Source organism: Brevibacterium mcbrellneri ATCC 49030 (genome assembly GCF_000178455.1).
Classification (GTDB): Bacteria; Actinomycetota; Actinomycetes; order Actinomycetales; family Brevibacteriaceae; genus Brevibacterium; species Brevibacterium mcbrellneri.
Window position 1 is genome coordinate 32,855 of the sequence record NZ_ADNU01000023.1, and the last position, 17,759, is coordinate 50,613.

18 protein-coding genes are annotated in these 17,759 nt (G+C 58.8%); 11 read left to right on the forward strand and 7 right to left on the reverse strand.

What is annotated here, in order from left to right; all coding sequences use genetic code 11:
* Genes HMPREF0183_RS04205 through HMPREF0183_RS04240 form a run of 8 tightly spaced genes read left to right on the forward strand, consistent with a single transcriptional unit; the run spans window position 1 to window position 6,097 of the window.
* Window positions 1–1,413 (forward strand): NAD(P)H-hydrate dehydratase, encoded by a 1,413-nt coding sequence (locus HMPREF0183_RS04205; protein WP_005883132.1) that lies wholly within the window; start codon window positions 1–3, stop codon window positions 1,411–1,413.
* Window positions 1,410–2,564, forward strand: a complete 1,155-nt coding sequence (gene alr, locus HMPREF0183_RS04210; RefSeq protein WP_005883134.1) for an alanine racemase — start codon at window positions 1,410–1,412, stop codon at window positions 2,562–2,564. Before HMPREF0183_RS04205 ends, alr begins: the two co-directional genes overlap by 4 nt.
* A complete protein-coding gene (gene tsaE / locus HMPREF0183_RS04215) occupies window positions 2,561–3,046 on the forward strand; it encodes a tRNA (adenosine(37)-N6)-threonylcarbamoyltransferase complex ATPase subunit type 1 TsaE (RefSeq protein WP_005883136.1) in 486 nt (161 codons plus the stop codon). The genes alr and tsaE overlap by 4 nt, the downstream gene beginning before the upstream one ends.
* Window positions 3,043–3,684 (forward strand): tRNA (adenosine(37)-N6)-threonylcarbamoyltransferase complex dimerization subunit type 1 TsaB, encoded by a 642-nt coding sequence (gene tsaB, locus HMPREF0183_RS04220; protein ID WP_005883138.1) that lies wholly within the window; start codon window positions 3,043–3,045, stop codon window positions 3,682–3,684. Before tsaE ends, tsaB begins: the two co-directional genes overlap by 4 nt.
* A complete protein-coding gene (locus HMPREF0183_RS04225; protein ID WP_005883140.1) occupies window positions 3,681–4,097 on the forward strand; it encodes a GNAT family N-acetyltransferase in 417 nt (138 codons plus the stop codon). Before tsaB ends, HMPREF0183_RS04225 begins: the two co-directional genes overlap by 4 nt.
* 2 nt (window positions 4,098–4,099) lie before the next feature.
* A complete protein-coding gene (locus HMPREF0183_RS04230; RefSeq protein WP_005883142.1) occupies window positions 4,100–4,570 on the forward strand; it encodes an SRPBCC family protein in 471 nt (156 codons plus the stop codon).
* The gene (gene tsaD, locus HMPREF0183_RS04235; RefSeq protein WP_005883144.1) at window positions 4,567–5,631 is read left to right on the forward strand and encodes a tRNA (adenosine(37)-N6)-threonylcarbamoyltransferase complex transferase subunit TsaD; all 1,065 of its coding nucleotides are present in this window, start codon (window positions 4,567–4,569) and stop codon (window positions 5,629–5,631) included. The genes HMPREF0183_RS04230 and tsaD overlap by 4 nt, the downstream gene beginning before the upstream one ends.
* A complete protein-coding gene (locus HMPREF0183_RS04240) occupies window positions 5,624–6,097 on the forward strand; it encodes an NUDIX domain-containing protein (protein WP_005883146.1) in 474 nt (157 codons plus the stop codon). Before tsaD ends, HMPREF0183_RS04240 begins: the two co-directional genes overlap by 8 nt.
* A gap of 155 nt (window positions 6,098–6,252) precedes the next feature.
* Here the strand turns inward: HMPREF0183_RS04240 and HMPREF0183_RS12050 are convergent, their stop codons facing one another.
* From HMPREF0183_RS12050 to HMPREF0183_RS04255, 3 genes are all read right to left on the reverse strand, one after another.
* Window positions 6,253–7,161 (reverse strand): endonuclease domain-containing protein, encoded by a 909-nt coding sequence (locus tag HMPREF0183_RS12050; protein WP_083801439.1) that lies wholly within the window; start codon window positions 7,159–7,161, stop codon window positions 6,253–6,255.
* Between the two features lie 313 nt (window positions 7,162–7,474).
* Window positions 7,475–8,623: a glutamate--cysteine ligase gene (locus HMPREF0183_RS04250; protein WP_005883149.1), complete on the reverse strand. Its 1,149-nt coding sequence runs from the start codon at window positions 8,621–8,623 to the stop codon at window positions 7,475–7,477.
* Between the two features lie 42 nt (window positions 8,624–8,665).
* The gene (locus tag HMPREF0183_RS04255; protein ID WP_005883151.1) at window positions 8,666–9,526 is read right to left on the reverse strand and encodes a sulfurtransferase; all 861 of its coding nucleotides are present in this window, start codon (window positions 9,524–9,526) and stop codon (window positions 8,666–8,668) included.
* A gap of 54 nt (window positions 9,527–9,580) precedes the next feature.
* Here HMPREF0183_RS04255 and HMPREF0183_RS04260 point away from each other — a divergent pair, with 54 nt between their 5' ends.
* A complete protein-coding gene (locus tag HMPREF0183_RS04260; RefSeq protein WP_005883153.1) occupies window positions 9,581–11,191 on the forward strand; it encodes a glycoside hydrolase family 3 N-terminal domain-containing protein in 1,611 nt (536 codons plus the stop codon).
* Between the two features lie 51 nt (window positions 11,192–11,242).
* Here the strand turns inward: HMPREF0183_RS04260 and HMPREF0183_RS04265 are convergent, their stop codons facing one another.
* Window positions 11,243–12,457 (reverse strand): class I SAM-dependent methyltransferase, encoded by a 1,215-nt coding sequence (locus HMPREF0183_RS04265; protein ID WP_005883155.1) that lies wholly within the window; start codon window positions 12,455–12,457, stop codon window positions 11,243–11,245.
* A gap of 33 nt (window positions 12,458–12,490) precedes the next feature.
* Between HMPREF0183_RS04265 and rsmA the strand changes: the two genes are divergently transcribed.
* A complete protein-coding gene (gene rsmA / locus HMPREF0183_RS04270) occupies window positions 12,491–13,351 on the forward strand; it encodes a 16S rRNA (adenine(1518)-N(6)/adenine(1519)-N(6))-dimethyltransferase RsmA (protein ID WP_040348015.1) in 861 nt (286 codons plus the stop codon).
* Entirely contained in the window at window positions 13,348–14,325 is a 978-nt protein-coding gene (locus tag HMPREF0183_RS04275) for a 4-(cytidine 5'-diphospho)-2-C-methyl-D-erythritol kinase (RefSeq protein WP_005883159.1), read from the forward strand. Before rsmA ends, HMPREF0183_RS04275 begins: the two co-directional genes overlap by 4 nt.
* Before the next feature lie 27 nt (window positions 14,326–14,352).
* On the opposite strand, the gene HMPREF0183_RS04280 is transcribed toward HMPREF0183_RS04275, so the two are convergent.
* The 3 genes from HMPREF0183_RS04280 to HMPREF0183_RS04290 are packed head-to-tail and all read right to left on the reverse strand — an operon-like array spanning window position 14,353 to window position 17,656.
* Window positions 14,353–15,162: a M56 family metallopeptidase gene (locus HMPREF0183_RS04280; protein ID WP_005883161.1), complete on the reverse strand. Its 810-nt coding sequence runs from the start codon at window positions 15,160–15,162 to the stop codon at window positions 14,353–14,355.
* 5 nt (window positions 15,163–15,167) lie between these two features.
* Window positions 15,168–15,524 (reverse strand): BlaI/MecI/CopY family transcriptional regulator, encoded by a 357-nt coding sequence (locus tag HMPREF0183_RS04285; RefSeq protein ID WP_005883163.1) that lies wholly within the window; start codon window positions 15,522–15,524, stop codon window positions 15,168–15,170.
* A gap of 53 nt (window positions 15,525–15,577) precedes the next feature.
* Window positions 15,578–17,656 carry a BCCT family transporter gene (locus HMPREF0183_RS04290; RefSeq protein WP_005883165.1) on the reverse strand — a complete coding sequence of 693 codons (2,079 nt, stop codon included), beginning with the start codon at window positions 17,654–17,656 and terminating at the stop codon, window positions 15,578–15,580.
* Between the last annotated feature and the right edge of the window lie 103 nt (window positions 17,657–17,759).

Sequence of the window (17,759 nt, forward strand, 5' to 3'; positions counted from 1 at the left end):
ATGCAACCGCTGTACACCTCGCAACAGGTGCGCGACGCAGAAGCGCCTCTCCTGGCAGCCGGGCAGGGCAAGGAACTCATGCTGAAGGCGGCCACGGGGCTTGCGCATGTGGTTGTGCGGGAACTGCAGAGCAGGTACGGGCGCGTGTATGGAACCCGCGCGGTCGCGTTGGTGGGTTCTGGCAACAACGGTGGGGACGCGCTGTACGCGCTGGCGTTTTTAGCCCGCCGAGGTGTCAGCTGCCAAGCCGTGACCGTCGCCGGTTCTGCTCACGAGGAAGGGTTAGCCGCCGCGGTGGCAGCGGGCGTGTGCGTCACCACGGAGTGGGACAGCGTGCGGGACGCGGACGTAGTCATCGACGGGATTCTGGGCACAGGGGCCTCTGGGGCGCTTCGCGAACCCTTGGCGAGCCAGCTGAGCGATTGGCAAAACAACGCGTGTGATCAGCTGTGTATTGCGGTTGATACCCCCACGGGTGTGAACGCGTCAACGGGTGAGGTTGATCCGCATGCGGTGCGTGCGACCCACACGGTGACGTTCGGCATGTTGAAGGCTGGGCTGTTTGTGCACCCAGGGGCTGGGTTTTGCGGGCACGTGGAGTGTGTGGACATCGGCTTGACCAGCACGGACGCTCCGGCTGGCTACCTGCACACCACGGCGAGTGTGCGGGGGCCGGGCGAACAGGACCACAAGTACTCACGTGGCGTTCTTGGCGTTGCGGCCGGGTCACAGCAGTACCCAGGTGCCGCCGTGCTGACCTCACTTTCCGCCCAGAACACTGGCGTGGGCATGGTGCGGTACGTGGGTGACGCGGCTGGGTTGGTTATGCATTCCGTGCCCGAGGTCGTTACCGGGTGGGGGCGCGTGCAAGCCTGGGTTGTGGGCCCCGGGGCGCCAGAAGATGAACTGGTCGATGAGGTTTTGGATCAGGCGTATGAGAAGTGTCTGCCTGCCGTAATTGATGCAGGTGCGTTGGCGCGGGTGAGCAGGGCACGTGACAACTGGGTTCTCACCCCGCACGCAGGCGAAGCCCAATCACTGTGCGAGTCGCGGGGATGGACTGTGACGCGTGAGGAGATTGAGTCAGCACCTGCACACTGGGCGCGACGCTTGGCCTCTGAACTGGGGTGTTGTGTTCTGATTAAGGGTGCGCGCACTGTTATCAGTGAGCCCGACGGCACGTTGCACCTCACGCCGGTAGGGCCGGCACGTTTGGCTACAGCTGGTAGTGGCGACGTTTTGGCTGGCATCATGGGTGCCCTCATGGCAACAGAACAGCCGGCTGGTTCGCGGAGCGCCGCGGTGGTGGCAGCGAATGCTGTTCTTCTTCATCATGAAGCTGCCGGGAACCGCGCATTGGAAACTGCTCAGTCTATTCTGGAAGTCGCACGTTCACACAGGGAGGAATCATGACGTCTGCACCACTGACGGCCGTGATTGATACGCGCGCGCTTGTACACAATGTGCAACTGTTGCAGGAACGCGCTGCAGGAAAACAACTCGTGGCAATTGTGAAAGCAGACGCATATGGACACGGGGTGAACCTGGTGGTTCCTGCGCTCGCCCGTGCTGGCGTGACGCACTTTGGTACTGCGACAATCCCGGAAGCTGTGGCTGTTCAGGACATTCTGGCTGGCCTTAGTGATCATGGCGATGACTGCGGTGAGAGCGACCACACCGTCATGTGCTGGCTGTACGAACCAAACGCTGACCTTTCTGAGCCTGTTGAACGCGGAATTGAGCTGGGCGTGGGATCACCTGCGGCCCTTGAATCAATCTTCAATGCCGCCCACACCACCGGAAAAACCGCACGTATCCACCTCAAAGTGGACACGGGTCTGGGCCGCAACGGCCTCAACAGTACGCAACTACAACAGGTGTTAGAACAACTGACCACTGCGCACGGCGTGCAGGTGTGTGGTGTCATGTCTCACTTCGCATGCGCTGACGAACCAGACAATGACTTCAACACAACCCAGATTGAGCGGTTTAACCAAGCTGTCGACACGGTAAAAGCAACGCTTCAGATCGACAACCTGATGGAACACATCGCCAACTCGCCTGCGATCCTCTCCATGGACCCCGTGCCAGGAAACGCGGTGCGGGCCGGTGTCGCCATGTACGGGCTCAGCCCCTTCGCACCAGTTGACCACGCCTACTCGGAAGGTCTCCAACCTGCGATGACGCTGGTCTCACACGTGTGCGCAGCCAAAGACGTCCCTGCAGGCCAAGGTGCCTCATACGGACTGCGGTACACCACCTCGGCGTCGTCCAAATTTGCGCTGGTAGCCGGCGGGTACGGGGACGGAATCCCGCGCCAAGCCTCCCACAAAGCGCACGTGGCCATTCAAGGAAAAGCGTTCCCAGTCGTAGGGTCGATTGCCATGGACCAGATGATCGCTGACGTGGGCGACGCGCAGGTATCTCCCGGGGACCCCGTGGTGATCTGGGGCAACGGCGGCCCACACGTCGACGAATGGGCACAGTGGGCGGGCACAATCAACTACGACATCGTTACCCGATTGGGAGCTCGCGTGCCACGAGTAGAACAGGAGCACACGTGATCCGCACGTCTTCCGTGGAACAGACAGCCGTTTTTGCCCGCGTATTGGCCGCCCATGTGCAGGCCGGGGACGTGATTCTGTTGACCGGAAATCTGGGGGCTGGGAAAACCACACTCACGCAGATGATCGGGAAAGAGCTCAACGTACGAGGCCGGATCACCTCACCCACCTTCGTCATTGCGCGTGAACACGAAGCGGTAAGCGACGGTCCGGGGCTTGTCCACGTTGATGCGTACCGTTTGGAGGACGCGATGGAACTGGACGATCTGGACCTCGACGCAGAACTCGATGACATGGTCACCATCATCGAATGGGGCCGGGGCAAAGCTGAGCAGCTCAGCGACTCCTACTTGGACATTTTCATCGACAGGCCCGAACCCGACCCCGAATCCGAAGCGCGAACCTACACGCTGAGCGCCCACGGGCCACGGTGGGAAGGTCGTATCGAGCAACTGACAACCGCGTGCCAGGAGGCGCTGTGATCACATTGGCGATTGACACCTCGGCGGCGGCGAGCGTGGCACTGGTGGACTCAAACGGGGAGGTGCGTGCTCAACGCACCACGTTTAGCGCGCGCAAGCACGCCGAATTCGTGGGCCCCGCGATCCGCGAAATCACGCAAGACGTGCAACCCCAACGTGTGATCGTGGGCGTGGGGCCGGGGCCCTTTACCGGCTTGCGCGCTGGGATCGCCACCGGGATTGGCTACGCGCTAGGTTTGGGTATTCCCATTTACGGTGTGCGCAGTCACGACGCGTTAGCATTCCGTGCGGCAGTCCACGGCATCACCGGCGACATTACGGTTGCCACCGACGCTCGCCGTAAAGAGGTGTACGCAACCACCTACCGTTTGGGGGATACCGTGACCGTGATCGACGGGCCACGCGTGATCCTCCCGGCAGACCTCACACCGGCGGCCACCCGGATCGGGCGAGGCTTTGTTCTCTACGCCGAAACCCTGGGTAACCCGGCACGTACGGAAGATGAGTTCACCGAACCCACGGCCGGCGACCTCGGCCTGTGCGCCCAGAACCAGCCAGGCAACCTAGAGGAGCTGGGGGCGTTGCTTGACACTTCGCCGCTGTACTTGCGTGAACCGGACGCCAAACCCCGCCAATGATCGAACGCATGCGGTGGATGGACATTGCCCCCGTGACGGTCCTCGACGAGAAGAGTTTTGGAAACCAAGCCTGGACCGAAGAGTTCTTCTGGTCGCAAATGGCAGTTCCCGGCAACCGATTTTGGGTCGCGCGGGATGGCAGCCAGGTTGTGGGGTATGTGGGGCTCTCAATTTCCGGCCCCCAAGGTGACATTCTGACGCTGGCCAGTGACCGCCGAGGTGTTGGCAGCCGGCTCTTGGACGTCGCCATGGACGCGGCGCGAGAAGCGGGTGTCGAAGCGTTGTACCTTGACGTGCGCGACGACAACGAACGCGCCATCTACTTGTACGCCTCGCGCGGGTTTGAAGAGATCAACCGGCGGGCTGGTTACTATGCGGGCGCAGACGCCCTCATCATGCGTAGTAGCCTGTGAGTATGGACATTGAGGCCACACTCACCGAGTGGGAAGACGGTTGTGATTTGGTGATCAGCGCAGTCGCTCCCGTGGACCGTGCAACCGTGTGGAGCTATGTGACAGACCCTGATTCTGCTTCGCAGTGGTTCGCTCCGTGGAGTCGCGATGACGACGTTGTGACTTTCGACTTTGACGGTGAGCAGCTCACGGGCGAAATCATGGGGAGCGAAGATGAGCGGTTCTTCTTGCTAGAACTTCCGTTTGGGCGAGTGGGCTTGAGCGTCGGTGAACAGACGCCTGATTCAACACGTCTGACGGTGACCCACACGTTTGCCACGTGTGAGGAAGCGGCACACACGGTTCCCGAGATCGGGCCAGTGTGGGACACCCACCTGCGCGCCCTACTCACAGAACTTGGTGTGAAAAACGTGGACATCGACGAAGACTCCCAAGCGCGCATGTACGCGAATCTCACGGTGGAGGACCAGTGACCGAACCTTTGGTGTTAGGGATTGAGAGTTCCTGCGATGAAACCGGTGTGGGGATCGTGCGTGGTCACACCCTGCTAACGAACACGGTCGCTTCGTCCATGGACGAACACGTGCGTTACGGGGGAGTGGTTCCCGAGGTGGCTTCCCGCGCGCACATCAACGCAATTGGACCTACCGTGCAGGCCGCACTGGATGATGCGGGCGTGACCTTGAACGACTTGGACGGGATAGCAGTGACAGCCGGTCCGGGACTGAGCGGGGCGCTCATGGTGGGAGTGTCAGCCGCTAAAGGTCTGGCCGCTGCCACGGGCCTGCCGCTGTACGGGCTGAACCACTTGGCGGCACACGTGGCAGTCGATATGGTGGCCCCCGATTCGCCCGGACTCACACTGCCTACCGTGGCGTTGCTGGTGTCTGGCGGGCATACCGAGATTCTCACCATCACCGACATCGTTGACGGGGTGAAACTGGTAGGCGCCACGATTGACGACGCGGCTGGTGAAGCCTTCGATAAGACGGCGCGGTTGCTGGGCCTGGACTATCCAGGTGGTCCCAATATTTCGCGTGCTGCTGCAGGTGCTTTCACTGACGGAGTCGCTGGGGATCCGCACGCGGTTGCGTTCCCGCGGGGGCTCACGTCTGCAAAGGACATGCGTGACCCAGAGCGTCGCTATTCGTTTTCTTTTTCTGGTTTGAAGACCGCGGCGCTGCGGTATGTCACTCAAACGCCGGACGCCAATGTTGCGGATGTCGCGGCCAGTTTCGAAGAAGCGATTGTGGACGTGCTGGTGAAGAAGGCGCTTTTGGCGTGTGAAGACCTCAACATTCCTCACTTGCTTGTAGGTGGGGGAGTCGCGGCGAATAGGCGGTTGCGCGCTCGCCTTGAGCACGACTGTGCGCAGGCTGGAGTGACGTTGCGGATTCCGCCGTTCGCGCTGTGTACGGATAACGGTGCCATGGTGGCTGCGTTGGGCGCGGAGATCATGAGTCGTGGGCTGGCCCCGTCGGACTTTTCGTTTGGAGTGACAAGTTCATTGGAGGTCGACCACGTCTATGTCTGACCCACAGGTTTCGCGTGCTTCTGGTGACGGGTGGTGCAAAACACCCCAGGGTCGTTTCTGGGGGTTGTTTGGCGCAGCCGGTTTACTCATTCATGATTCGGAGCGGGGCGTTTTGCTCCAGCACAGGGTTTCTTGGTCGGCTCACGGAGGGACGTGGGGTATTCCTGGAGGGGCTAAGCATAAGGGCGAAAGCGACACTGATGCCGCGATTCGGGAAAGTCACGAAGAAGCAGGGGTGCCGGCTCTAGACGGACACGACATTGAGATTCTTGATCTGTACACGGTTGATAAGAGCGGCTGGACGTACACCACGGTGATTTGCCGGGCTCTGGGGCGTCTGGAAGAAAGCATCAGTGACCGTGAGAGTGAAGAACTCGCGTGGGTTCCCGTGGACCAGGTTGAGGACTACCCGTTACACCCCGAGTTCGCGAAGGCGTGGCCTACCCTGCGTAAGTCCCTGGGGTGACTTCCGCGCGTGAGCGGTTTACTCTACAACCCTCGATCCAGAGTGTAGAGTAAACACCTCTTTTGTTCGTTTTGTTCACGTTTTCGGGCCAAAAACGGCGCGTTACTCTACACAGCACGCGAAAGTGGGCTGGCCATTGTAGAGAAATCAGGTTTCTAAACATTCAGACACTCGCGGACCTTAAGCACAATACTGTCCATCTCGTGTAGTGCGGTTACGCGAATTACTGTCCACCCGAGTCGGCCTAGTTCGTAGTATCGGTCCGTGTCTTTCAGCACCTGCTCTGTGAGCTCGAAGTGGTGACGCCCTTCGTATTCGATCGCGATTTTTGCAAACGGGTACGCCAAGTCCGGGTGGATGTGTGCCCCGAATCGTTCAATCCACACCGGGTACGCGACTACTGGTTCGGGAAGACCCGCACGTACCAGCGCTAACCGGAGACGTGTTTCTTGAGGTGACGCAACGTTCTCACGGGCCAGCGCACCAGCTTGCTTCAGCTTGGACCACCCGTGAACCTTGGGCCCGGCAGCAACCAGCTGGTCGAGTTTGGTGCGTGTGAGTTCCGCTGGTCTACGCCATGGCCCCATAAGCGCGTCAAGAACTGCGACCAGGTTTTCCACAGACTCTTGCCGTGCAATGACATGAAGAATCCCGCCGAGGTGGTGAAACCGCAAGCCTTCTTTAGTGACGCTCGCGGTGTCAGCCATACGGAAAGACTTCACATGCGGAACCGCGATCGGGCCGTGTTCATTGGGAACTGCAATGTCTAGCTCTGGTCGAAGTTTGATTGGCAAGCCACGCAGATACGCGGCGCTGTTACCCGTGACCATTGCGTGGGGGCGTGTTGCCGTTACTGCGCTGAGCTCAGTAAATAGAGTCCACCAGTGAGGGTCCTCGTGCGCCCAGAGCGGTATCCGCACGGTGCGAACATGCGCATCAGAAGTGAAGGTTCCCCTCAGTTTGTGGCCTTTGAGGAATACCGGTGTGAGTTGTGATGGGCGGAGACCACGCGTACGCGCCTCCTGTAAAGACATCGGAATGTGCAGGGTGCGTTGTGAATCCATGCGCTGAATGTAGGCGCCTGAGCTCACTACCGCTATAGCCCTTGAGCGACCTGTGGAAAACCCAGCTTCAAGGGGACGCCTGTGCCACCAAGTCGCGTGTGCTGGGGACAATGCTGAACGGTTTACCCTACAACCCTCGATCCAGAGTGTAGAGTAAACACCCTTTTTGTTCGTTTTGTTCACGTTTTCGGCCCAAAATCGGCCCGTTACTCTACACTCCACGCGAAAGTGGGATGGTCATTGTAGAGAAACGGGTCAAACCACCTCAGTGGTCCACCCTACGTAAGTCCCTGGGGTGACCTGCGGGTGCAACCTACTCCGCGCCGGGCGCAATAACTTGAGAAGGCCGCGTGGACTTAAATTCGTCAACCAAAAGCTTGGCCACTTGGAACATATCGCCCGTGTTTTCGTAAACAGCCCGTTGACGCTGATACGACGCGCCAATGCGTGCGAACTCCAACATGCCCAGAAGCTCATCCTCGCACCCAAGCTCACGGGCAATCGGGGTTAAGAACTCCACCTCATCAGCAATCACGTGCTTCACTAGGCGTTCACGCCCAAGCTCGTTTTCAATGATGATCGCGTCCATCCCATAACGCGCGGCACGCCACTTGTTCTCCACATGGAACCACTGCGGCATGGTGGGCAAACTCAACCCGCGGTCTAAGCGATCGCAGAAGTGATGCACCAGACACTGGACGAACGCGGTCACTGCTGCGACCTCGGCGATGGTGGGCATCCCGTCACACACCCGCACTTCAATGGTTCCCCACTTAGGAGCAGGCCGGATATCCCACCGGATCTCATTGATCTGCTCAATCACACCGGTCTTCTGCATGTCGTGAACGTACTTTTCATATTCGCGCCACTCGGTAAACGGATACGGTAGCCCAGCGGTAGGCAACTGCTGGAACAGCATGGCGCGGTTGGAAGCGTAACTGGTGTCCGTGTCTTCCCAAAACGGGCTAGAAGCACTCACCGCTTGCAGGTGCGGCACATAGCACATGAGCGCATTCATGATGGGCAAAACGTACTCACGTTTGTCGATACCCACGTGCGTGTGAACCCCGTAAATGAGCATGTGGTGACCCCACCACTGCGTACGGTTAATGAGTTCCGCGTAACGCTCTTTGTCGGTCACCTGCTGCTCACGCCAGTGCGCAAACGGGTGAGTTCCTGCGCTCATGAGGTCCAGGCCCAGCGGGTTGGTGATCTCACGCAACTGCGCAACTGAAGATTTGAGGTCCGCTACCGCGCCAGACACCTGCTCGTGGACACCGGTAACAACCTCAACTGTGTTCGTGAGCATTTCGCCCACAATGCACGAATCAAGACCAGCTTTACCAACAAGATTGAGGACCTCACCGGCACGCGGGACGAGGTCCAAATTCGTCTTGTCTACCAAAGCTAGCTCCCATTCGACTCCCAAGGTCGAACGGGGGGACTGCGCAAAATCAACCATGATGGCAATCCTAGTGTGTAGCCCAGGAATACACGGTGTGAGCTAGCTCGCGTGATCCCCTGTGGCAACGGGGTTTGAATCGTCCGATGACCACCCTGACCAGGAAGGACCGTACAAAACGGGGGTCACGCCCACTTGCATCAAGCTCAACGCATTGTGACAAGCTGTGACACCAGACCCGCAATAGACACCCACCTCCGCGGTAGGCTTGCCCGTTTCGTCCAGGACGCCGAGGTCGTTCCACGCTTTGCGCAGTTCGTCCTCTGAGAGCCACCGCCCGTTAGGGGTGTTGAGGGTTGTGGGTCGGTTGATGGCACCTGGGATGTGGCCTGCTTTGGGGTCCATGGGTTCGTGGTCACCGCGGTAACGTTCGGCGGCGCGGGAGTCGATGAGGGTGCCGGTGCGGGCGAGATCAGCTGCCCCTGCTGCGTCGGTAGTGGGAAGGGATGGGGTGACGGAGTATGACGACGGTACACGTTCATTAGTGTCTGGGCCGTGTTCCAGTTCGTAGCCAGCGTCCTTCCACGCGGTCAGGCCACCGTCGAGAACGTGAACATCTGTGAGCCCCGCCCACAAGAGCAACCACCACGCGCGGGCTGCCGCAGTTGAGGCAGCGTCGTCATAGATCACCACAGTGGTTTTTTCATCGATACTCAAGCACTGCAGCGTTCGTTGGAATTCCTCAACGCTGGGCAGGGGGTGACGGCCCAGGTGCGGTTCATCAGGACGGTGACTGGACAGCTGTTCATCCAGTGACACGTATGTGGCACCGGGAATGTGACTTTCCAAGTAGTCCGGGTAGCCGTTGGGCTTACCCAAGGTCCACCGCACATCCAGGATCCGAACACGGGGTTTGCCCACAAGCGGGTGAAGTTGATCCACGCTGATCACGTGCTGCGTCATAGAGTCGCCTCTCGTTAAGCAATTGCACATTACAGCCTAGCTAAACTTAGCCCCATGCGTCGTTTAATCACCGCAGGAATCTGTGCTCTGTTATTGGCCGGTTGTGGAGGGACCCAAGGGACCTCCACACAAACGTCTGGCCCTGCCCAGGAAACTGAGAAGTCCGACACCGCTTCCAACGCCCCTGAAACCCCACAGGCTCAAGGCCCAGCGCCAGTTGAAGGGATCAGCGATGAAGACACATCGGAAGCAAAAAAGATCGTCGAAAAGATGTCGGATGAAGAACTGGCCGGATCTGTTTTGATGATGACATACCAAGGAACAGATCCGCAGGTCGCTGCGGATACCATCGAACGCTTGCACCTTTCCGGCAGTATCGTGATGACCTACAACCTGGGCGAAACAGCCACCTTAAAAGACCTCAAAGCGACCACCTCGGCGATCAAAGCGGGGGGCAAAGACCGCGACTGGCCGGTTCTCACCTCGGTCGACCAGGAAGGCGGGCCCGTTGCCCGCGTGCGGTCCGCAACCATGCCGTTCCCACCGCTCATGGCCGGTGGGGCGGTGCGCAACAAAGACACGGTCACCAACGCGACCCACGCGCAAGGTGCGGAACTGCGCGACGCCGGTTTCTCAATCGACTTCGCCCCTGTCGCCGATGTCACCGTGGGCGCAAAAGACCCAGCAATCAACGTGCGGTCTGCCGGCGACAAGTCTGACGCGGTGAGCGACACGGTCGCGGCCGCAGTGAGCGGGTACAGCAAGGCGGGGATTGGTTCGGCAGCTAAACACTTTCCGGGCCACGGTTCCCTCACGGTCGATTCACACGAATCCCTCCCCGTGTCGAAAAAGTCGCTGAAAAAGCTGAGCAAAACGGAATATGAGCCGTTTAAAAAGGCCGCCGAGGTGGGAGTCCCGTTGATCATGGTGGGCCACATTGCGGTGCCCGGGAACGAAAAGCTTCCCGGTGACCTCAACCCCGAGGTGTACGAAGCTTTGCGTAAAGACGTTGGCTTTGAACATGTGGCAGTGACCGACGCGCTGAACATGGGGGCGGTTACGCAAAAGGACTCGGCGCTCACCGCGATCAAGGCGGGGGCAGATTTGGCTCTCATGCCGCATGACACTGAGCAAGCACACGCAAGCATTGTGAAAGCGGTCAAAAGTGGCGACCTACCACGTAAACGAATAACGGAGGCTGCGACTCGGGTGGTGTCGCTGAGTCTGTGGCAAAAGCGCAGCGCTGAAATCGCTCAGGGCAGTGCCCCTAAAACTGAAGATGCGTTGCGTGCGTATGCAGAAGAGTCTTTGTCAGTGATTAGTGGGACGTGCCAGGTTGCCAAGCCACTCAAAAAAGCGCGAGTAGTGGGTGACGATGAGGTTGCAGTTCAACGCCTGTCCAAGGCCTTCGAAAATAACGGTGTATCTGTTGGCAGCGGCCCAACCGTGAGTGTGGGGCAGAAACCTGCGGACGGTGCGAAGTACGTTGTAGGGATCGGTGCGCCGTGGAACGTGGACCGAGCCAAGGCAGACACTGTCATCGCCACATATTCTGGCAATGAGTACGCAATGGATGCCGCAGCCAAATACCTGACAGGCACACTGGAGGCGAAGGCGCAGGTTCCCGTGAAGGTTCGCGCTAAGTCGCCTCAGTGCGGAAAGTAGCGGTGGCTGGCGTACCGGCGCCCGTCCGCGGCGCTATGGGGAGCCGGCTAGTTACAGCGTCACGGGCTGTGTGAACAGCACCACGTGCTTCTCGCCTACACGGGTGAAAACCAAGGTCGCTGACTCACTGCCCTGGGTCAGCTTTAACTGACGTCGAACCTTCTCAGGAACAATATCCATGCCACGTTTCTTAATGATGACCTTGCCAATGTTGCGGGCCTTCAGCGCTTGACGCAACGCTTTAATACCAGCAGGCAGCACATCCACAATCCGGTACTGCGACACCGCGCGCTGAGCAATCCCGGTCACAAGACCATCACCAGTCAGGTACGCAATTTTGGGGGAAATCCGCCGCACACCTAGAGGATCACACAGGGCAGTGACTAACCCAGCACGTACCAGGGCACCGTTCGGCTCAAACAGATACTCGCCCAGCTCACCAATCCCGGGTTCGTCCTCCTCGGGCACCTCGGACTCGTGCACCGTGAGTGTTCCGGGCTCATCGCCCATGAGAAGAGCAGAACGCCCTGCCCGCTGACACGCGTCGCCAGCGTACAGCCCCACTTCAACAACATCACCGTTGTGCGAAACCCACTGGGCCTCCCACCCATCCGGCACGAGCCCATGATCCAACGCCGGACCCATTTTCACTCCAGCTGCCCGCACCTCGGCGGCCTTCTCAACCACCCACGACAGCGACGGCGAAAACGACTCCGGATCACTGAGTCTGCGCGCCTGCCCATCCCGATGCGAACCAGACCTGCGGGCAGGGTCGCACCACAGCGCGTCAAACCCCGCCAGGTCTTGATCTTCAGCGGCACCGTGAACCACCTCGGCGGTGGGAAACTCACGCATATTAAAAGCCGCGATCGCAGAGGTAACTTCATCAATCTCAACTGCGCGCACCTGCACATCCGTACCCGCAAACGCCAGCGCATCCGCGCCAACTCCGCACCCCAAATCGGCAATCGAGGTGACTCCAGCCTGACGCATGCGGGCCGCGTGGTGGGCAGCGACAGGAATCCGGGTGGCCTGCGCTAACCCGTCGCGCGTGAACAACATGTGTGAGGCAAACGGGCCAAACTTGTCTTCCGCTTCGATGCGCAACTGAGCCTGCGTGAGGATCGCCGCAGTGAGTTCAGGGCTTAAGCCCTGCGCCCGCAACTGCTTGTTCAGCTGCAACTCACGCGAACGGTCGTAATCGAGAGAATCCAGAATCTTAAGAGCAGAAACGTCAAGAAGTTGTTTCAAAGTGCTGGGATCCATTTCACTATGGTAACTGGCGTATAGGGTGGAGGTGTGAGCACACTTTTGACCGCGCGCACAGTTCGCGAGTTTGCACATGAACTGGGGTTACGCCCCACTAAAACGCGTGGTCAAAACTTCGTGATCGACCCCAACACGGTGCGCATGATCGTGGAAGAAGCACAGCTCACCACTGGCGAGCAGGTCGTGGAAATCGGTCCGGGACTAGGGTCGCTGACCTTGGGACTTCTGGAGGCCGGCCACCCGGTGACGGCGGTCGAAATCGACAGGCTGCTGGCCTCCCGGCTCCCGCGTACGATCGACGAACACGCCCCGGACGCCCACCCGCTCACCCTCATCAACGACGATGCCCTCCACGTCACCGAACTCCCCACCACCCCCACCGCGCTCGTGGCGAACTTGCCGTACAACGTGGCCGTGCCCGTGCTCATGCACTTCCTGGAAACGTTCCCGTCACTGAACTCGGTGTTGGTGATGGTGCAGGCCGAGGTGGCAAACCGGCTGGCTGCCACCCCAGGTTCGCGGGTGTACGGGGCACCCAGCGTGAAAGCCAAGTGGTATGGGGCTGTGACGCGCGGGTCAGACATCGGGAAAAACGTCTTTTGGCCAGCCCCCAACGTTGGTTCCGGGCTGGTACGGATCGTGAAGCACGCGCAACCGTACGGAGATGAGGAACTGCGCACGGCCACATTTGATGTGGTCAACGCGGCATTTGCCCAGCGCCGGAAAACGCTCAGGCAAGCGCTCGCAGGTCTGTTAGGTTCAGGCGCGGACTCTGAGCAGGTGCTGGTCGACTCCGGTATCGACCCTAAGACGCGCGGCGAAGCTCTGGACATCGACGCGTTCATCACAATCGCACGCACGTGGCTGGCCGGCAGAAAAGGCTCACAATGACCGAGGTAACCGCGCGAGCCCCCGGAAAAATCAACGTGTTCCTTCACGTTGGGGATCGCATGGATGACGGATACCACGAACTCGTCACCGTTTTTCAAGCCCTCAACATGTTTGAGGAAGTGACCCTGCGCACGTGCTTCAACCGCACCGACACGGTAGTTCGTAATGTCTCTGGAAACGACAAGTACCCCGGCCGTAGCCCGGTGCACGCAGTGACGCTCAAGGGTCGGTTCGGTTCGACAGCGATCCCGCTGGACCACTCAAACCTGGCAGTGTCAGCGATCAACCGTTTAGCCGTCCGCACCGGTGTGCACGTCCCGGTTGCGGTCGAAATTGAGAAGAACGTCCCCGTTGCTGGTGGAATGGGTGGTGGATCTGCCGACGCGGCTGCTGCGCTCGTTGCGTACGCGAAGCTCACGGACCTCGACGACCCTGATCTTCTGCGCACCGTGGGTGCCGAACTCGGTGCAGATGTTCCGTTTGCTCTTCGTGGCGGTTGCGCTGTGGGAACTGGCCGAGGTGATGAACTCAGCCCCATCTTAAGCTCCGGTGAGTTTACGTGGGTACTTGCCACCTCGGTCGACGAACTTTCCACCCCCGTGGTTTATCAAACTTTGGACGACCTCCGTGATGCCGGCGAGGCTCCGCCTGCCGGGGACGTGCAGGAGCAGCTAGCTCTGGTCTTGCAGGCGGTAGGTTCGGGGGACGCTCACGCGTTGGCGCAAGTTGTGCACAACGATATGGAGCCCGCGGCGTTTGGGTTGTTGCCCGCCGTCGCCGAGGTCGTTACCACCGGGCGGCAGGCAGGCGCCTTGGCTGCGTTGATGTCCGGCTCTGGGCCCACGGTGGGGTTCTTGGTTGAAGACGCGACGCATGCGTTGGATCTGACTGTTCTTTTGGAAGCGAGCGAATCGGTGAAGCACGTGGTTCGTGTTACGGGTCCGGCGTGTGGCGCCCATATTGTGACCCAGTGACCACCGTCTAGCGTTCGCTTTGCGCCGTTACGTACGAAGCTTGTCGACCCGGATCGGTTCGGGGATCGTACGCCAGTGTTCGCGGGGCCATTTTTTCGTTGTGAGTCGTTCAGCCCGCAGGAACATCGTTTCATCGCCCGTCGCTTGGGCCATCACAGCTAATGCGTTAGCAAGTTCTGCCGGTCCTGCTTGTTTCGCCGCAATGTCGTCTGCTGCCAGTTCAACCAACAGTGTTGCGGACCGCTTGAGCGGAGCAAACACGTGCAACATCTGGTCCAGAGTTGTGAGGATTGAGAGGATTTTGCCGTGGCGTTTGGTCACGTGCGCGTACTCATGGGCCAAAACGGCTTGAAGTTGCCCAGGCGTCAATGCGTCACGCAAGCCCGTCGTCACCATGATAGTTCCCGGGCGACCGTCAGCAGGAGGAGTCGACAGTGCTGCAGGGTACGTGTGTTTTACCGTGGCCAAGGTGAACCCGGGGCGCTCTTCTTGGGACACGACATGCGTGTTGAGCGCTGTAATGACCTCACGAACATCTTTGGTCACGGGAGCGGTTGCCATGATCCAGAAACTCACGGCTGCGACGGTCAACAGTGTCGCTAAGCCATATGCCCAAAGACTCGCAAGCGGAATGGTGTCAGTAAGAGCCGGGAGCATGTGCAAGGCAAATGAAATGGCCGCAACGAACAGGAACCACACGCCCAACACTGCGGAACCGAGCTGGACATACAGCGTCAGGGACGGAAACCGTAACTGAAAGCGGGTGCGCGCAAGAACGGGTATCAGTACGCCCGTGACACATGCCAGGACGGCACACGTGATTGCGCTAGCGAGCACTGAGCCTATTTCGTGAACGCCGAACGCAAGAGTTCAAGATCGCGGCTGTCCAGGTTGCCTGCGAACGCCAAAAGAGCGGCTTCACGGTCATTTGCCTGGTCTAAAACGCTCACCATGTCGTCGACAGTCTGCTCTTCATTAGTTCGAACAGCTTCAAACTTGGTCTTACGAGGCGACGGGCCACCGCGCTTCACGTGCCCCTTCTTCTCTAACCGCGTGAGAGTGGTCATCACAGTGGAGTACGCGGGGGTGTGATCGGCAAACAGACGCTGAATGTCACGGGCGCCTAATGGAACCGGGGAATCCCACAAGAAGTTCATGATTTGGGATTCCAGCTCACCCCATTCGCGGATTCGTGCCACGATCGTCCTTTCACTCAGATAACCACTATTGTATGTCGCACTAGCAGAATAAGCTACGGGGTTTCTTCGCCAGCTTCTTTATCGGTGCCTTTCGAGTTCTTTGATGTATCAGAATCATCCAACGCGTCTACCTCGATTGGGTCACCGTTCTCATCTAAGTATTCACCCGTCGCATAGTCGTAGTTGACAGGGTTTCCGTCTTCGTCGGTTCGCTGGTACCAAGCAGTCAAGTCCTCGGCTCGTGAATCAAACGTTGCGCCGGCGGCGTACTTAGACGTGCTGGAAGTTGGTTCGATCGAAATGGCGAAGTCGTCTCCGTGCTTCTCAATACCGCGCCGCACCATCGACTTCAACGCCTGTTGCGTGTAGTTAACCCGCAGCGTTTGCGGGTCGCTTCGCAGGTCCTTCACCAATCCCACACACATGAGAACAATGACGAAGGTAAACGGCAAAGCTGTCACCGTGATGAAGTTTTGCAAGCCCGTCAATGCGCTGGGCCCACCCACCAGAAGCATGACAACAGCGATCCCTGCCATGCACAGCGCCCAAAACGCGGTGATCAACCGGTTAGGTTTGGGGTTTCCTCCCTGTGTGAGCTGCGCATTGACCAAAGAAGCGGAGTCAGCCGTGGTGATGAAGAAAATGGCCAACATCACCATGACAATTGGCGCAATCAAGGCCGCTCCAGGCAGGTAGTCGAGCACAGTGAAGAAAATGTTCTCCGGTGCAGGCAGAGTTTCAATCGTGCCGTCGGTAGCCACTGCCTGCTGTGTGTGCTGCAAGTAAATCGCTGTTCCACCCAAAATGGTGAACGCCAGAACAATGATTGACGACGGGATAAACAGAACACCCAGAACGAACTGGCGGATCGTGCGCCCGCGAGAAATCTTGGCGGTAAACACACCCACAAACGGTGACCAGCTCACCCACCACGCCCAATAGAACGTGGTCCACGCCGACAAAAACTCCTGCATCTCAGGCGAGTCCGCCATGGTAGCCGAGAGCGCCTCGGGGGCGGTTGCGAAATACTCCATGATGACACCCGGGATGATGTTCATCAAGAACACTGTTGGCCCAGCCACAAAGAAGAAGAAAGCCAGCCCCACAGCCATCACCATGTTGATGTTAGAAAGGCGACGAATTCCCTTTGTCACACCGGAAACAGCGGACAGGATCGTGCCAATCGTCAGCACCATGATGATGACGATGGCCACCGTGTTCCCGGTGGTGTTCCAACCGGTGACAATCTGGGCTCCGCGCGCAATCTGAAGCGAACCCAGACCCAGACTGGACGCAGTACCAAACAAGGTCGCAACAATCGCAAGCGAATCAATAATGCGACCGCCCAGAGAGTCGCTCTTCTTCCCAAACAGCGGTTCCAAAACGGAACTCATCAACGGGAGACGACCTCGGCGGAAAGACATATATGCAACAGTGAGGCCCACGATCGCATAAATCGCCCACGCGTTGACACCCCAGTGCAGAGCTGCCTGCGCCATGGCACCCTTAATCGCTTCAACCGTTGCAGGGTCATACGCGCCAGGGCGAGGTGACAAGAAGTACTGGAGAGGCTCGTATGGGCCAAAGAAAATGATCGCAATTCCGATCCCAGCAGCGAACAACATCGCCGCCCACGAACCAGTGGAAAACTCCGGCTTTTCACCGTCCAGGCCCAGCGGGATACGGCCGTAACGTGAAAATGCAATGCACAGCAGGAAGATCACCAGGACAACTGCCAGTCCGTTGAAAACCCATCCAAGATTGCTCATCACCCACTGCAACGCCGTAGTGGACACTTCCAGCACCTGTTCTGGCGCCAAAATTCCCCACGTCACGAACCCAATGATCAGCAACCCAACAATGACCAGGATGCCTTTATCCACCCGGTAACGAATCAGCTGATCCTCAATCGAAACACCGGGCACCAGCGCGGGGTGGATGCCGTGCGGGTACTCGATCTCCTCTATAAAGCGCTTGGCTTTCTTAGTGCGCTCTTGGCGGACTTTCTTTTTACGCGCGGCCTTCTCTTGCTGCTCTTGGAGTTTGGGGCCCATGCGGATATCGATTTCGGGCTCTCCGGAAGGAGCGGTTTCGTCGTGAGAAGAGTTACGTTTCGAATGGTCGTTGCTCATTTTTCCTCGCTGAGAACCCGGGGGCTTCTTCTCAGACTATCGCGCATGTGAGAACAAGTGAGGTTCGTCTCTCTACTGTGCAAGAAATCTTGCAATATAATTG

Excerpts from the sequence above, each read along its gene's own strand:
- HMPREF0183_RS04205 (WP_005883132.1), top strand. The coding sequence starts at position 1 with ATGCAACCGCTGTACACCTCGCAACAGGTGCGCGACGCAGAAGCGCCT.
- HMPREF0183_RS04275 (WP_005883159.1), top strand. The coding sequence starts at position 13,348 with ATGACCGAGGTAACCGCGCGAGCCCCCGGAAAAATCAACGTGTTCCTT.
- HMPREF0183_RS04250 (WP_005883149.1), bottom strand. The coding sequence starts at position 8,623 with ATGGTTGATTTTGCGCAGTCCCCCCGTTCGACCTTGGGAGTCGAATGG.
- HMPREF0183_RS04230 (WP_005883142.1), top strand. The coding sequence starts at position 4,100 with ATGGACATTGAGGCCACACTCACCGAGTGGGAAGACGGTTGTGATTTG.
- alr (WP_005883134.1), top strand. The coding sequence starts at position 1,410 with ATGACGTCTGCACCACTGACGGCCGTGATTGATACGCGCGCGCTTGTA.
- HMPREF0183_RS04265 (WP_005883155.1), bottom strand. The coding sequence starts at position 12,457 with ATGGATCCCAGCACTTTGAAACAACTTCTTGACGTTTCTGCTCTTAAG.
- HMPREF0183_RS04255 (WP_005883151.1), bottom strand. The coding sequence starts at position 9,526 with ATGACGCAGCACGTGATCAGCGTGGATCAACTTCACCCGCTTGTGGGC.
- HMPREF0183_RS12050 (WP_083801439.1), bottom strand. The coding sequence starts at position 7,161 with ATGGATTCACAACGCACCCTGCACATTCCGATGTCTTTACAGGAGGCG.
- HMPREF0183_RS04260 (WP_005883153.1), top strand. The coding sequence starts at position 9,581 with ATGCGTCGTTTAATCACCGCAGGAATCTGTGCTCTGTTATTGGCCGGT.
- HMPREF0183_RS04240 (WP_005883146.1), top strand. The coding sequence starts at position 5,624 with ATGTCTGACCCACAGGTTTCGCGTGCTTCTGGTGACGGGTGGTGCAAA.
- HMPREF0183_RS04290 (WP_005883165.1), bottom strand. The coding sequence starts at position 17,656 with ATGAGCAACGACCATTCGAAACGTAACTCTTCTCACGACGAAACCGCT.
- HMPREF0183_RS04225 (WP_005883140.1), top strand. The coding sequence starts at position 3,681 with ATGATCGAACGCATGCGGTGGATGGACATTGCCCCCGTGACGGTCCTC.